The organism is Nucisporomicrobium flavum, from assembly GCF_016464385.1.
GTDB classification, from domain to species: Bacteria; Actinomycetota; Actinomycetes; order Mycobacteriales; family Micromonosporaceae; genus Actinoplanes; species Actinoplanes flavus_A.
Window position 1 is genome coordinate 21,776 of record NZ_JADMLH010000022.1, and the last position, 14,175, is coordinate 35,950.

The following is a 14,175-nucleotide window of genomic DNA, read 5'->3' on the forward strand; positions in this document are numbered from 1 at the left end:
GAACAGCTCGTACGGACCCGTCACGCCCAGCCCGGGCGGGCCGCCGCGACGCTCGCGGCGGCCGCCCCACAGCGGGATGGACTGCACCCGGTCGAGGTTCTCCGGGGTGGCGAAGACGGACCGCTCCGTGCCGTCGACGGTCAGCGCGACGACCTGCCAGCGATAGTCCGGCATCCCGCGGATGAGCTGCTCGCACCAGATGCTGACGCCGCCCATCGCGTACGGGTAGGTCCCCTCGGACACGAGCGCGATCCGCATCGTCGCCTCAGACCCGCGGCGCCGCGGTCACCGTCACCGGGGCACCGGCGGTCAGCGGCAGCGGGGTGGTCACGTCCGACCCGTACGTCGTGGCCCCGGCGCCCTGGACCCCGCTGACCTGGACCGTGCCGGCCGCCGGCGAGGACACCGTGACCGTGCCGGCCGAGCGGTCGTACACGGCGTCTGCACCGGCAGCCAGCTGCGCGAAGTGCTGGTTGCGAAGCGAGGTGTACGCCCCGATCGACGACCAGTCCACGTTGAGCAACGGCACGGAGTAGAACGTCTGGAACTTCGCCGCGACCGTCTCGGCCCAGTCGGTGACCAGGGTGCGGCCGCTCCCGTAGTCGTGGACGTTGGCGATGTGGAAGGTGTGGGTGTTGATGCCGCCGGCCGCCACGTGCTGCAGGCCGACTCCGGCCTCGTAGTCCAGGATCTGCTCGTACGTGCGGTTCGTCGGCCAGTACGGGAACTTGCCGTTCGGCCCGTAGAAGGAGTTGTAGAAGGCGGTCTCCTCCTCCGGGGTGGTCACGAAGTACGCGATGTTGGTCGGCCAGTCCGGCACCACCGACAGGCTCGGCTCCATCGGGTGCACGATCGACGCGTTGAAGTGCGCGGGCACCTGGCTGGCGAACGAGAAGTTGCCGTGCAGGTACTTCACACCGAGATCCTTGGCGGCCTGCAGCAGCTGCGGGTTGGATCCGGCCAGGCCGTGGTCGACCGGCACGCCGGTGTCGTCGTTCGGGTTGGTGGTGTAGACGCCCAGCCCGGAGTATTCCGGGGTCTTGAGGACGTCGTCCGCGCTCGCCAGGCCGATCGCATTGCCGGCGTTGCGGTTGTCGAGGATCTCGCCGTACGTGGTGGCGTAGTCGGTGGTGTTGAGCTCCGGGTGGTTCAGCGTGTGGTTGAGCCAGCGGAACTGCGTCGCGAGGCACTTCGTCGTGGCGGTGAGCTCGTTGATGCCGCCGTTCGGGCTGCACTGGTTGCCGGCGAACGGGTCGATGTCCGCGCCGTTGAAGGCGATGTTGAAGGTGAAGCCGTTGCCGATCGCGTCCTGCCGCTGGTCGAGGTTCACCATCTCGTGCGCCGACACGCGGAAGCCGGGGTCGTACTCGACGTGGCCGTCCGGGTAGTAGTGGTCGGCCGAGTTGAACCAGTCGTCGACGTCGACGTTCAGGTAGTGACGCTGCTCGCCGAGGAACATGCCCTTGGTGGCCCACCGTACGAGGCCGTACACCAGCAGGTCGGACTGCAGCAGGTACTGGTTGAGCGTGAACGTCAGCGCCAGGCGCTCGCGGCCGTCGGTCGAGGTCGTACGGACGCCGAGCACGGCGGTGCCGTCGGTGGCGATCGGCTCGGCGGAGCAGCCGGGCGCGACGGTGGTGCGGTAGACGTACGACTGCACCACCGGGATCGTGGCGCCCGGCTTCAGGTAGTCGAACACCCCGGCGCCGGCGGGCGTGAGCGAGACGTCGAGCGGGGTGTCGCCGACCGCGGTCTCGCCGGCCGACCGCAGGCAGTAGTCCTCGGGCCAGGAACCGTAGCTGGTGTAGAGCGCGGCCTGGCGGACCCCGAAGTTCCGCTCGTACGCCCAGAGGATGTTCCACTCCGAGGGGTCGAGCCCGTTGAGGTAGGTGCCGCCGTCGGCGTACACCTGCATGCTGTTGGTCAGCAGGATCGCGTTGTACTTCCCGGTGCCGTCCGGCCGGACCAGGGTGCCGGTGGTGATCGGCGTCGTGGCGTCGTAGAGCACGTCGTAGGCGGCTCCGAGCCGGTCGAGCGTGGTTCTCAGGGTGGCGACACCGAAGTCGTCCTGGTTCGTGGCGACGATGAGCGCGCGCAGGGCGACGCGGTCGTTGAGACCGGCGACCGCGGCGGCGTTCGCCCGGGCGTGCGCGGCGACGGCGACCTTTCCGGTGCGGCGGGGCAGCGGTGCGGGCGGGACGACGCGCGGCGTGGCGACCTGGCCGAAGCCGGGCACCTGCGGCGGCGCCGGGGGCCGTACGGGTCTGAGCCCGGCGGTCGCGGGCGCGGCGGCGACGAGCGTGCCGGCGAGGACTCCGGCGACGAGCGCGCGTACCACTCGGCGGTAGGCGGGGAAGCGGGCAGCAGCCATCGAGCGACCTCCACACAAGACGGTGGGACGACGGACGGGTGGATGGGCGATGCGGGACGGCCCCGATGGAAGGGCCGACGGCGAGTCTAAGCAGAAATTAAGGATCGCCGTTCCTCTATACGGATGTCTTCAGGGCGACCAATTCAGCCCGTTGACGGCGATCCCCGCCGGTGCTATTTCACCGCGTCATCTTCAACGCTTGCTGTGCCGCAAAAGAGTTGGTGCGTCGCCGTGACTTGCCATTTCCGCCGAGAATCTTGCATCGCGCGCCGCGTCGGGAAGATCGGCCACGACACCCTCGTTCGCGGCAAAAATCAGCGTTCCCGGCATCAGTGAGTAACGCCTGTATTTACGGAGGGTGCATGAACAGTCTGGTTTGGACCGACACCTGTGAGTCCAGAGTGGTGGACCGAGGACAGAGAGTGCACCTTCACCCGTCCAAGGTCATTCCCGCACGATTCGCCTCGCCAATCTGATCACTGAGGGAAAGGCTAGGCTAAATGTCGGACGAAATCCAGCCGGGCGGACAAGGCATCGACACACGACTATGCATACGCCACCGCCGGGCGGCCGGAAATTTCAGATGAGCGGGCCCGGGCGCACCCTCGTACGCCCGGGCCCGTAGCGGTCAGTAGTAGATGACGGAAATCGTCTTCGCCGGCTTGTCCCAGATGATCGCGCCGTGCTGGAAGTCGCTGCGCCGGCCCACCGTGACGGTGTACTCGTCGCTCACCGGAACACCGAGGCGGCTGCCCGTCCCGCCCAGCGACAGGTACTTCTTCAGGATCGAGCCGTGCACCTCGTGGGCGCCTGGGCCGCTGGACCAGTAGACGTTGCCGCCCTGGAACTGCGAGGACCGGCCCACAGTCACCGCGATCTCGTCCGAGATCGGGTAGCCGAGGAACGCGCCGGTCGAGCCCAGCGACAGCCACTTGGCGCGGATCGAGCCGTGCACCTCGTGCGCGCCGGTCGCGGACAACCAGTAGATGGAACCGCCCTGGAAGTCGTAGTACCGGCCACCACCGGCGGCGGGCAGGCTGTCGCTGACCGGGAACTTCAGCAGCGAGGTCACCGTACCCATCGACTTGTACTTCGTGAGGACCCCGCCGCCGACGAAGTGCGCCGCGCTGGCCGGCGAGTAGTAGATCCGGGCGCTCTGGAACCACTGCACCGCGGTGTCCGAGGTGGTGGCGTCCAGGTCACCCGTGGTGGCCGCGCCGAAGGAGCCGGGGCCGCCGATGGCCAGGTACTTCTCCCGGACCGGTCCGCGGGTCACCGCCTGGAACGGGCTGACGAAGCCGTACCCCATGCCCCGCAGCTTGTCGATGACCAGCTGCAGGTTGCCCGGGTCGGTGGACGGGATGCTCACGTGCATGACGATGATCGCCCCGGGCACCGTGTACTGGTCGATCCGGGCGGACACGGTCGCCCAGCTGGCCTCCTTGTAGCCGGTGGTGTCGAACGTCCAGTCCAGGTTGATGTAGTAGCCGCGCAGGGCCAGGTCCCGGTTGAGCCCCGAGTCTATGTAGCCGGACCGGTACGGCGCCCGGAACCAGCCCGCCGACGCGATGCCCGCGGCCTTGAACGCCGCCTCCGCCTGGTCGAGCTGCGACCAGCGCTGCGCCTGCGTCAGCGTCATGAAGTCCGGGTGGCTGTAGCTGTGGTTGAAGACCTTGTGGCCCTGGGTGGCGATGTTCTTCGCCTCCGCGGGGTTCTGCTCGGCGAACCGCCCGGTCACGCCGAAACCACCGGTGATGCCGTTGGCGGCGAACACCCGCAGGACGGTCTCCAGGTTGGCCTTGCTGATCGCGTTCTCCGCCGCCGTGCCGGTGCGCCAGTCCAGATCGAAGGTCAGCGACACGACCTTCGAGGTGTCGTAGCCGCGGGTGAAGACCTGAGCCCGGTACGGCGTGGTGTCCGCGGCCGCCGCCGGACGCGCCGTCACCCCTGAGGCCAGCGTCAGGCCGGCCACAGCGACAGCGACCACCACCGACCGGACCGCCGTTCGCGCCTTTGACCACCGCGCGTTCACGAGAATCACCTCCTCCCTCCACCGTCCACGGTCGACCCGCCCGTCATCAGGGCCGATCGACCCCTGTCCTGGCAGGTCGGCAGGGGTGTAACGAGCGGAGGGTCAGACGTTCACGCGGGCGGCGGGATACGCCGGCGGACGTCCTCCCCTGTGGCCGACCCGGGGCTCGACACCGCCACCCACGGTGCGTCGGCCTGCGGGGTGACGACGCCCTGCTCGAGGAAGGCGTACCGGCCGTCGAGGACGCGCCGGGCGGCCTTCACGTCGATCGAGTCGGTGTTGTCCCACAGTGCGGCGAACAGCGCCTCCGCCCGGAGCCGGGCCTGCCGGCAGAACAGGTCGGCCAGCTCCACGCCCTCCGGCCGGTGCTCCCGCTCCGCCTGGGCGCGTACGCACACCGCCGACATCGCGAACAGTTCCGCGCCGATGTCGACGATGCGGCCCAGGAAGCCCTGTTTGCGTTCGAGCTTGCCCTGCCACCGTGACATCGCGTAGAACGTCGACCGGGCCAGCTTGCGCGAGGTGCGCTCGACGTACCGCAGGTGGGCGGCGAGGGGGCCGAACTCACCGTACGCGGAGGGCGATTGTCCCCGGCCCACGGCGAGGGTCGGCAGCCAGCGCGCGTAGAAGGCTCCCGCGCGCGCACCGGCGCGGGCCTTGCGGCCGAGCCCGGCGTCGGGGTCGATGATGTCGCCGGCGACCGACAGGTGCGCGTCGACCGCCTCCCGCGCGATGAGCAGGTGCATGATCTCGGTGGAGCCCTCGAAGATGCGGTTGATCCGCAGGTCGCGCAGCATCTGCTCGGCCTCGACCGGACGCTCGCCGCGGGCCGCCAGCGACTCGGCCTTCTCGAAGCCGCGGCCGCCGCGGATCTGCACCAGCTCGTCGCCGACCTGCCAGGCCATCTCGCTGGCGAACAGCTTGACCAGGGCGGCCTCGATGCGGATGTCGTTGCGGTCGTCGTCGGCGATCAGGCAGCAGAGATCCAGCATGGACTCCATCGCGTACGTCGTCGCGGCGATGAACGCGAGCTTCTTGGCGACCGCCTCGTGCTGCCCCACCGGGCGGCCCCACTGCACCCGCTCCGCCGACCATTCGCGCGCGACGTTGAGCGACCACTTGCCGGCGCCCACGCACATCGCGGGCAGCGACAGGCGGCCGGTGTTGAGCGTGGTGAGGGCGATCTTGAGGCCCTTGCCGAGGCCGCCGATCACGTTCGCCTCGGGGACGAACACGTCGTCGAACCTGGTCACGCTGTTCTCCAGCCCGCGCAGGCCGAGGAACTCGTTGCGGCGCTCGACCGTGATGCCCGGCGAGTCGGCCTCCACCACGAACGCGGTGACGCCCTTCTCCGGCACCCGCGCCATCACCACCAGCAGCGTGGCGACCGTCCCGTTGGTGGCCCACAGCTTCACCCCGTTGAGCCGGTAACCGCCCTCGACCGGCTCGGCGACGGTGCCCAGGCGCGCCGGGTCCGACCCGACGTCCGGCTCGGTCAGCAGGAACGCGGAGACCTCGCCCGCCGCGAGCCGGGGCAGGAACGCCTTCTTCTGCTCGGCCGTTCCGAAGATCTTGAGGGGCTGCGGCACGCCGATCGACTGGTGCGCGGACAACAGCGCGCCGATGGACGGGTTCGCCGAGCCGACGAGGGTCAGCGCCTTGCAGTAGTGCAGGTTGGACAGGCCGAGGCCGCCGTACTCCTTGTCGATCTTCATGCCGAACGCGCCGAGCCGGGCGAGGCCCTGGAACACCTCGTCGGGGATGCGGGCCTCGCGCTCGATGAGCGCGCCGTCGACCTCGGTGCGGGCGTACGCGTCCAGCCGGGCGAGGAAGTCCTCCGCGTCGGGGCGTGGCTCCGCGTCGGGCCAGGGATCGATCAGGTCCAGCCGGAACCGCCCGAGGAACAGTTCCTTGGCGAAGCTGGGCTTACGCCATTCCGACTCGCGGGCGGCCTCGGCCACCTGCCGCGCCTGCTTCTCCGAGACCTGAGCCGGCTTAGGCTGCGTCGTGGTCACGGCCTACCCCCTCATTCCGAGTACGGCTGGAGCACCTCCCGCCACGCTACTCAGGAGTGTTACCGGGCGGTAGCCTCCCGGCCTGCCGCATCTCGGCGGGGCACTTTGCCGGCCGCGGGCCTACCGGCGCAGGCGTAGTCCCTGCATGCCGCCGTCGACCGCGAGGGTGGCGCCCGTGGTGGCCGAGGCCAGCGGGCTGGCCAGGTAGGCGATCGCCGCGGCGACCTCCTCCGCGGCGACCAGCCGCCCGGTGGGCTGGCGGGCCTCGAGCGCGGCGCGTTCGGCGTCGGGGTCGGCCGCGCGGGCCAGCAGCCGGCCGATCCACGGGGTGTCCGCCGTGCCGGGGTTGACACAGTTGACCCGGATCCCCTCGGCGAGGTGGTCGGCGGCCATGGCCAGGGTCATCGACTGCACCGCCCCCTTGGTCGCCGAGTACAGGGCGCGCTGCGGCAACCCGGCCGTCGCGCAGATCGAACCGGTGTTGACGATGACGGCGTGCTGCGAGGCGCGCAGGTGCGGCAGTGCGGCCCGGGCTACGCGGACCATGCCGTACACGTTGACGTCGAAGACCCGGGCCCACTCCGCGTCGTCGTTGTCCGCGACGGTGCCCTGGGCGCCGATGCCCGCGTTGTTGACGACGATGTCGAGCCCGCCCAGCTCGCGGGCCGCGGCGTCGACCGCGGCCCGGACGGACGCGTCGTCGGTGACGTCGCAGGCGATGCCGAGCAGCGGTTCCTTCACGCCGGTGTTGAGGTCGAGGCACGCGACCGCGCAGCCGCGCTCGGCGAGCAGGGTGGCGGTGGCCAGGCCGATGCCGGAGGCGCCGCCGGTGACGATGGCGCGCAGCCCACCGAACTCTGTCATGGGGATCGCCTTTCAGTGGGATTCGCGGGAGACCTGGTCGCCGCTGGAACCGAGCAGGAAGTCGCAGTCCGCGCCGGTGTTCGCCTGCCCGACGGTGTCGACGTAGAGGCGTTCCCAGCCCCGGCGCGGCCGGGCGAACGCCTGCACCGCCTCGGGCGCGGGCTCGCGGGCGGCGAGCTCCTCGTCGGGGAGGTCGACGTCGATGCGCCGGTTGGCGAGGTCGAGGACGATCATGTCGCCGGTGCGGACCTTGGCGAGCGGCCCGCCGGCGGCGGCCTCCGGGGTCACGTGCAGGACCACCGTTCCGTACGCGGTGCCGCTCATCCGCCCGTCACTGATGCGGACCATGTCGCGTACGCCCTCGGCGAGCAGCTTCGCCGGCAGCGGCATGTTGGAGACCTCGGGCATCCCCGGGTAGCCCTTCGGCCCGCAGCCGCGCAGGATCAGCACCGAGTCCGGCGTGACGGTCAGCTCGGGGTCGTCGAGGCGGGCGTTCAGGTCCTCGATGGAGTCGAAGACGACGGCGGGGCCGCGGTGCTGCAGCAGCTCCGGGGAGGCGGCGGCGGGCTTGATGACGGCTCCGTCCGGGGCGAGGTTGCCGTACAGCACGGCGATGCCCGCCTGGGGCTGCAGGGGCTGTTCGCGCGCCCGGATGACCTCGCGGTCATAGACCTGGGCGGCGCCGAGGTACTCGACCAGGGGCCGGCCGGTGACGGTCAGCGCGGCCGGGTCGAGCAGGTCACGGATCTCGGCGAGGACCGCGTGCAGGCCGCCGGCCCGGTACAGGTCGTCCATCAGGAACCGGCCGGCCGGTTGCAGGTCGACCAGCAGCGGCACGTGCGAGCCGGCCCGCTCGAAGTCGTCCTGGCTGAGCTCGACGCCGAGCCGGCCGGCGATGGCCAGCAGGTGCACGACGGCGTTGGTGGAGCCGCCCAGCGCCGCCAGGGCGACGACGGCGTTGAGGAACGATCCGCGGGTCATCACCGCGCTCGGGCGCAGGTCCCGGTCGACGAGGTCGACGACGAGCTCGCCGGTCGCGTGCGCGGCCTCCAGCAGGCGGCTGTCCGGCGCGGGCGTGCCGGCCACGCCCGGCAGGGTCATCCCGAGGACCTCGGCGAGCAGCCCCATCGTGGACGCGGTGCCCATGGTGTTGCAGTGCCCCTTGCTGCGGATCATGGAGGATTCCGAGCGGGCGAACTCGGCGGCGCTGAGGGTGCCCGCGCGGACCTCCTCGCTCAGCTGCCAGACGCCGGTGCCGCAGCCCAGGGGGACGCCGCGGAAGGTGCCGGTGAGCATCGGGCCGCCGGGCACCACCACCGCGGGCAGGTTCACCGATGCGGCGCCCATCAGCAGCGCGGGGATGGTCTTGTCGCAGCCGCCGAGCAGGACCACGCCGTCGATCGGGTTGGCGCGCAGCATCTCCTCGATCGCCATCGCGGCCATGTTGCGCCACAGCATCGCGGTGGGGCGGACCTGCGTCTCGCCGAGCGACACCACCGGCAGGTTCAGCGGGATGCCACCGGCGGCGTGGATGCCGTCGGAGACGCTGCGGGCCACCTCGTTGAGGTGCGCGTTGCACGGCGTCAGGTCCGAGGCGGTGTTCGCGATGGCGATGTGCGGGCGCCCGTCGAAGGCCCCGGCGGGCAGGCCGCGGCGCATCCAGGCCCGGTGGATGTAGCTGTTGCGGACGTCGCCGGCGTACCACTGAGCACTGCGGCGTGGCTGCATGACCGCCCCCTTCCGACTGGAGGGCATGCTACCTGCTTTCCTATTGCTGGAACAGCGGTCTACTATCCGGAACCATGACGGATCAGGACGCCGACAAGCTCGTCGGCTCCGACCGTGTCCTCGCGGTCCTCGCCGAGCTGGCGAAGCACCCCCGGGGCATCGGCCTGGAGGACATGGCACGGGCCATGGCCAGCGCCAAGCCGACCGTCCACCGTGCGCTCGCCTCGCTGCGCCGCGCCGGGTTCGCCGTCCAGGACGGCCACGGCCGGTACGTGCTCGGCGACGAGTTCCTGCGGCTCGCGTTCGCCCACCACGAGGCGCGTCCCGACCACGTCCGGGTCCAGCCGGTCCTCCAGCGGCTCTGCGAGCGGTACGGCGAGACGATCCACTACGCCGGCCTCGACGGGCGCGACGTCGTCTACCGGTCCAAGCTCGACCCGACGTCCGGCGCCGTACGCCTGACCTCGATGGTCGGCGGGCGCAACCCGGCGCACTGCACCGCGGTGGGCAAGCTGCTGCTGTCGTACACGCTGCACACCGAGCAGGAGGTCCGCGACTGGGCCGGCGACGGCGGGCTGCCGAAACGGACCGAGCACTCGATCGGCACGGCCGAGGAGCTGCACGCCGAGCTCGCCCGTACCCGGGAACGCGGTTACGGGGTCGACGACCAGGAGAACGAGCCCGGCGTCATCTGCCTGGCCGTACCGATGTTCCTGACCTCGCCGGCCGCGCCCAGCGGGGCGATCAGCATCAGCGCGCTGGCCTACCGCACCCCGCTGAAGAAGCTCATCGAGGACCTGCCCGCCATCCGGGCCGTCGTCGCCAACCCCGCCCCCTGACCACCGGAGCCCCCGTGTTTCTCATGCGCATCGGCGCCCTCGGCGCCGAGAAGCCCGCCGTCCGCGTCGACGACACCCGCTACGTCGACGTGTCCGACCTGGTGACCGACTTCAACGAGGCGTTCTTCGCCGCCGGCGGCGCCGCGACCCTGACCGCGGCGGTCGCGGGACGGATCGCCGCCGGGGACGTCCACGAGCTCGGTGATCAGCGGATCGGCGCCCCGATCGCCCGCCCGCACCAGATCCTGTGCATCGGGCTGAACTACAGCGACCACGCGGCCGAGACCGGCCAGGCCGTGCCGTCCGAGCCGATCCTCTTCACCAAGAGCCCGAACACCCTCGTGGGCCCGTACGACGACGTGCGGATCCCCCGCGGCTCGACCAAGACCGACTGGGAGGTCGAGCTGGGCATCGTCATCGGCAGGCGCACCTCCTACCTCGGCACGCCCGCCGACGCCGCCGCCGCGATCGCCGGCTACGTGCTGGTCAACGACGTCAGCGAACGCGCCTTCCAGATGGAGCGCGGCGGCCAGTGGAGCAAGGGCAAGTCCGCCGAGACGTTCAACCCGGCCGGTCCGTGGCTGGCCACCCCGGACGAGATCCCGGACGTGCGCGACCTGGGCATGTGGCTCGACGTCAACGGCGTACGCCGGCAGACCGGCACCACCGCGACCATGGTCTTCGACCCGTACGTGATCGTCCACCACCTCAGTCAGTTCCTGGTCCTCGAGCCGGGCGACCTGATCAACACCGGTACGCCGCCCGGCGTGGGCATGGGCTTCAAACCGCCGGTGTGGCTGCAGCCCGGCGACGTCATGGAGCTGGGCATCGACCACCTGGGCCGGGCCCGCCAGCGCGTCATCGGGCCGCGCTGACGCAGCCCGGCCCCGGTCCGGAGAAGCCGGAGGCCAGGTCGGCGACGGTGTGCGCGCGGATGCCGGCGACGTCCCCGCCGGAGTGCCGGCTCGCCACCGCGCGGACGTGGTTCTCCGCGGCCTCGGCCAGGCCGTCGTACACGGCGGTGAACAGGTCACGGGCGGGCTCGCGGAGCCATCCCGGTGGCAGCAGCCGGGCCGGCAGGTGCGGGTCGAGCACGGGGAGCCGCCGGTACGTGTTCATGACCTCGGTACGGGCGCGGACCGCCTCGACGCCGGTGAGCGTCCGGGGCAGTGTCGGGCTCCACCGCTCGATGAAGGCCTCGTACTGCCGGGCGATCCCCGCGGTGTCCCACGCGTCGATCGGGTTGCGCCGGATCGACGCGTCCAGGTCGACGTGCCGGGCGCGGAAGACGGTCATGGTGCCGAGGGTGAGCTCGGCGAGCCGGTCCTTGACCTTCTCACCGAGGTCGTGCGGGGAGACCCAGAGGCCGTCGTAGAGCGGGGCGTAGCCCATCCAGCGCAGCTGACTGCGCAGCCCGCGCCGGAGGGTGCCCTCCTCCTGCGGGAGCGAGAAGGCGATCAGCGTCCATTGGCCGTCCCAGGGCTGGGCGTCGCCCGGGGCGACGATGGCGCTTCCGCCGACGGCCAGGAAGGCGGCGGCCGCGGCGGTCAGCCGGTACGAGCTGCGCCGGCCGTCGCGCTGCCCCTCGATGGCGCCGCGCCGGGCCAGGCGGCTGATCGCTGTCCGCGCGCCGGCCGGGGAGACGCCCGCCTCGGCGAGCAGGGCGACGATGGCCACGGAGGGCAGCCACGAGCGGTGCCGCAGCGTGTAGTCCGCCAGCAGCGTGACGGCGAGGTCCTGGGGCGAGTTCCCGCTCTGCCGCCGGGGCAGCCGTGCCGACGCGGCGAGGTCACCGGGGAAGATCTCGTCGATGTCGTACGGGCTGGTCATCGCCACGACTCTAAAGGGCCGCACGCCATCGACGCTCATTGATTGACAGTTTGCGTCCCCGGGTGAAAACTATCTGTCACACGAGTACGGCGCCGGCGCGCGGCACCAGGGCATGTCCCGCGCCTGGAGCGACTCGGCCCGCCGGAGCCGCGGGCCCGGCCGTACACCCTTTGCGCACCATCCCCGCCGGTCCGTCAGGAGGCCGGCCACCCCCGCCTGCGTGCGGGCGACCCAAGGAGCCGCCATGAAGATCCGAAGAAAAATGCTGCTCGCCGCCGCCACCGCGGTGGCCCTCGTCGGGCTGGCCGTGCCCATGGCCCGGCCCGCATTCGCCGCCACGCTGACCGAGGTGACCAGCTTCGGCGACAACCCCGGCGGCATGCGCATGCACATCTACGTCCCGGACAACCGGCCCGCCCGGCCCGGCATCGTGGTGGCGATGCACGGGTGCGGCGGCTCGGGGCCGGGCTTCTACTCCGGCAGCGAGTTCGCCGCGCAGGCCGACCGGTACGGGTTCATCGTCATCTACCCCACCGCGACCCAGCAGGCCGGCTTCGGCAACTGCTTCGACACCTGGTCGGACGCGGCCAAGCGGCGCGGCGGCGGCAGCGACCCCGTGTCGATCGTCTCGATGATCACGTACGCGGAACGGCAGTACAACGGCGACCCGAACCGGGTGTACGCGACCGGCAGCTCGTCCGGCGGGATGATGACCAACGAGATGCTCGCGCTGTACCCCGACGTGTTCAAGGCCGGCGCGGCGTTCATGGGCGTACCGTTCGGCTGCTTCGCGAACGCCGCCGACTACCCGCCCGGCACCAGCAAGTGCACCGGCGGCAGCATGAACCGGACCCCGCAGCAGTGGGGTGACCTGGTGCGGGGCGCGTACCCGGGCTACAGCGGCCCGCGCCCGCGCATGCAGCTGTGGCACGGCACCAGCGACACGCTCGTGCCGTACTCGCTGCTGCAGGAGGAGATCGAGCAGTGGACCAATGTGTTCGGGCTGAGCCAGACGCCGACCTCCTCCGACACGCCGCAGTCGGGCTGGAACCGGCGCCGGTACGCCGACAGCTCCGGCACCGTCCAGGTCGAGGCGTACAGCATCCAGGGCGCCGGGCACAGCCTGCCGAGCGCCGGCATGGCCGCGTACGCGGTCGCGTTCTTCGGTCTTGACGGCACGAGCACCCCGCCGTCGACTCCCCCGTCGACGCCGCCGTCGGGCCCGCCCTCCGACCCGCCGCCCTCCAACCCGCCGGTCTCGACCACGTGCCGGGTCTCGGCCACGGTGAACGCGTGGAACTCCGGGCTGACCGAGTCCATCACCATCACCAACACCGGAACCTCGGCCGTCAACGGCTGGTCGCTGTCGTTCGTGCTGCCGGGCGGCCAGACCATCACCTCGGGCTGGAACGCGAGCTACGCGCCCACCTCGGGCCGGGTGACGGCGACGAACGCGAGCTACAACGGCTCGATCGCCCCGAACGCCTCGGTCAGCATCGGCTTCCAGGCCAACCACACCGGCGATACGGCCCGGGCCGGCGGCTTCGCCCTCAACAACAGCCCTTGCAGCACTGCCTGAGCCAGGTCACGCGGTAACCGGGCGCAGATCCAGCCGGCCTTCCGCGACGGCTCGGGCGGGTTCCCGGTACGCCGTCTCGAGCTCGCGGAACAGCTTCTGCGCCCGGACCGCCGGCCAGTCCGGCGGCAGGTGCTCGACCGGCAGGCGCGGGTCCCGCCGGATGACGTGCAGCCATTCCGCGATCAGCGTGAGGCGGGCGGCGAGCGGGTCGCTCACCGGCGGGGTCCCGTCCCAGCGGGCCAGGAAGGCGGTGTACGCGGCGGCGACGGCCGGCAGGTCGTACGCGTCGCCGACCATGACGCCGATGTCGGTGCGGGAACCGGCGCGCGCGTGGAACACCCGGGCGTGGGCGTCGAGGCCGAGGCTGCTGACGATGTGGTCGGCGGCCACCTCGCCGGGCGCGATCCACAGCCCGCCCTGCAGCGGCCCGAAGCCGGCCCAGGCCAGCTGGGAGCGCAGGTCGTGGCGCTGGCGCTGCCAGGACTCGGGCAGCGAGAAGCTCAGCAGCGTCCAGGTGCCGTCCCACCGGTCGTTGACCGCGCCGGCGCCCCAGATCCGGTCGCGGCCGTCGCGCAGCAGCGCCGTGGACCGCTCGGTGAGGCCGATGTAGACGCGGCGGCCGTGGCGCTCCCGGTGCAGCAGGCCGCGGCCGGCCATCCGGGTCAGGGTGGAGCGGGCGGCGTGCGCCGAGATGGCCAGCCGGTCGCAGACGTCGATCACGCTGCCGGTGAACACGCACAGGTCGCGGTCGAGCAGGTAGTCACCGAAGAGCATCAGCAGCAGGGTCTGCGGGCGGGGCCCGGCCTCCGCGTTGTCCGTCGACGGCATGAGCTGAATGTTAGGCAGAATATTGACGGCCGTGTGAGAAGCGCCTAACTTCGTGTCCATCCGCACAGCAGAACCCCTCGCTGAGGAGG

At 71.4% G+C, this 14,175-nt stretch carries 11 protein-coding genes; 3 read left to right on the forward strand and 8 right to left on the reverse strand.

Annotated elements, in window-relative coordinates:
* The 6 genes from IT780_RS35300 to IT780_RS35325 form a co-directional block, all read right to left on the reverse strand.
* Positions 1 to 258 (reverse strand): DUF3492 domain-containing protein (locus IT780_RS35300; RefSeq protein ID WP_199516191.1); only part of this gene is annotated, 258 nt, incomplete at its 3' end.
* Between the two features lie 7 nt (positions 259 to 265).
* On the reverse strand, positions 266 to 2,371 hold the full coding sequence (locus IT780_RS35305) for an Agd3-related carbohydrate-binding protein (RefSeq protein WP_199516192.1): 2,106 nt from the start codon (positions 2,369 to 2,371) through the stop codon (positions 266 to 268).
* 628 nt (positions 2,372 to 2,999) lie between these two features.
* Positions 3,000 to 4,361, reverse strand: coding sequence for a polysaccharide deacetylase family protein (locus IT780_RS35310; RefSeq protein WP_307831538.1), 1,362 nt, complete (start codon positions 4,359 to 4,361; stop codon positions 3,000 to 3,002).
* A gap of 152 nt (positions 4,362 to 4,513) precedes the next feature.
* Positions 4,514 to 6,418 carry an acyl-CoA dehydrogenase family protein gene (locus tag IT780_RS35315; RefSeq protein ID WP_199516194.1) on the reverse strand — a complete coding sequence of 635 codons (1,905 nt, stop codon included), beginning with the start codon at positions 6,416 to 6,418 and terminating at the stop codon, positions 4,514 to 4,516.
* A gap of 120 nt (positions 6,419 to 6,538) precedes the next feature.
* Complete coding sequence (locus IT780_RS35320) at positions 6,539 to 7,282, reverse strand: SDR family NAD(P)-dependent oxidoreductase (RefSeq protein ID WP_199516195.1); 744 nt, start codon at positions 7,280 to 7,282, stop codon at positions 6,539 to 6,541.
* Between the two features lie 12 nt (positions 7,283 to 7,294).
* Positions 7,295 to 9,037: an IlvD/Edd family dehydratase gene (locus IT780_RS35325; RefSeq protein WP_233414032.1), complete on the reverse strand. Its 1,743-nt coding sequence runs from the start codon at positions 9,035 to 9,037 to the stop codon at positions 7,295 to 7,297.
* A gap of 47 nt (positions 9,038 to 9,084) precedes the next feature.
* Here IT780_RS35325 and IT780_RS35330 point away from each other — a divergent pair, with 47 nt between their 5' ends.
* Together IT780_RS35330 and IT780_RS35335 are read left to right on the forward strand one after the other, a co-directional pair.
* On the forward strand, positions 9,085 to 9,849 hold the full coding sequence (locus IT780_RS35330) for an IclR family transcriptional regulator (protein ID WP_199516196.1): 765 nt from the start codon (positions 9,085 to 9,087) through the stop codon (positions 9,847 to 9,849).
* A gap of 23 nt (positions 9,850 to 9,872) precedes the next feature.
* Entirely contained in the window at positions 9,873 to 10,724 is an 852-nt protein-coding gene (locus IT780_RS35335; protein ID WP_233414043.1) for a fumarylacetoacetate hydrolase family protein, read from the forward strand.
* Here the strand turns inward: IT780_RS35335 and IT780_RS35340 are convergent.
* A complete protein-coding gene (locus IT780_RS35340; protein ID WP_199516198.1) occupies positions 10,708 to 11,679 on the reverse strand; it encodes a PaaX family transcriptional regulator in 972 nt (323 codons plus the stop codon). The two genes, IT780_RS35335 and IT780_RS35340, sit on opposite strands and share 17 nt — an antisense overlap.
* 244 nt (positions 11,680 to 11,923) lie before the next feature.
* Here IT780_RS35340 and IT780_RS35345 point away from each other — a divergent pair, with 244 nt between their 5' ends.
* On the forward strand, positions 11,924 to 13,258 hold the full coding sequence (locus tag IT780_RS35345; RefSeq protein WP_199516199.1) for an extracellular catalytic domain type 1 short-chain-length polyhydroxyalkanoate depolymerase: 1,335 nt from the start codon (positions 11,924 to 11,926) through the stop codon (positions 13,256 to 13,258).
* Positions 13,259 to 13,264: 6 nt separating this feature from the next.
* Here IT780_RS35345 and IT780_RS35350 read toward each other — a convergent pair whose 3' ends face one another.
* Positions 13,265 to 14,086: a PaaX family transcriptional regulator gene (locus IT780_RS35350; RefSeq protein WP_199516200.1), complete on the reverse strand. Its 822-nt coding sequence runs from the start codon at positions 14,084 to 14,086 to the stop codon at positions 13,265 to 13,267.
* Positions 14,087 to 14,175: the final 89 nt, after the last annotated feature.

Coding starts and splice junctions, on each gene's coding strand:
- IT780_RS35340 (WP_199516198.1), bottom strand. CDS start 11,679: ATGACCAGCCCGTACGACATCGACGAGATCTTCCCCGGTGACCTCGCC.
- IT780_RS35305 (WP_199516192.1), bottom strand. CDS start 2,371: ATGGCTGCTGCCCGCTTCCCCGCCTACCGCCGAGTGGTACGCGCGCTC.
- IT780_RS35345 (WP_199516199.1), top strand. CDS start 11,924: ATGAAGATCCGAAGAAAAATGCTGCTCGCCGCCGCCACCGCGGTGGCC.
- IT780_RS35320 (WP_199516195.1), bottom strand. CDS start 7,282: ATGACAGAGTTCGGTGGGCTGCGCGCCATCGTCACCGGCGGCGCCTCC.
- IT780_RS35330 (WP_199516196.1), top strand. CDS start 9,085: ATGACGGATCAGGACGCCGACAAGCTCGTCGGCTCCGACCGTGTCCTC.
- IT780_RS35335 (WP_233414043.1), top strand. CDS start 9,873: ATGCGCATCGGCGCCCTCGGCGCCGAGAAGCCCGCCGTCCGCGTCGAC.
- IT780_RS35325 (WP_233414032.1), bottom strand. CDS start 9,037: ATGCCCTCCAGTCGGAAGGGGGCGGTCATGCAGCCACGCCGCAGTGCT.
- IT780_RS35350 (WP_199516200.1), bottom strand. CDS start 14,086: ATGCCGTCGACGGACAACGCGGAGGCCGGGCCCCGCCCGCAGACCCTG.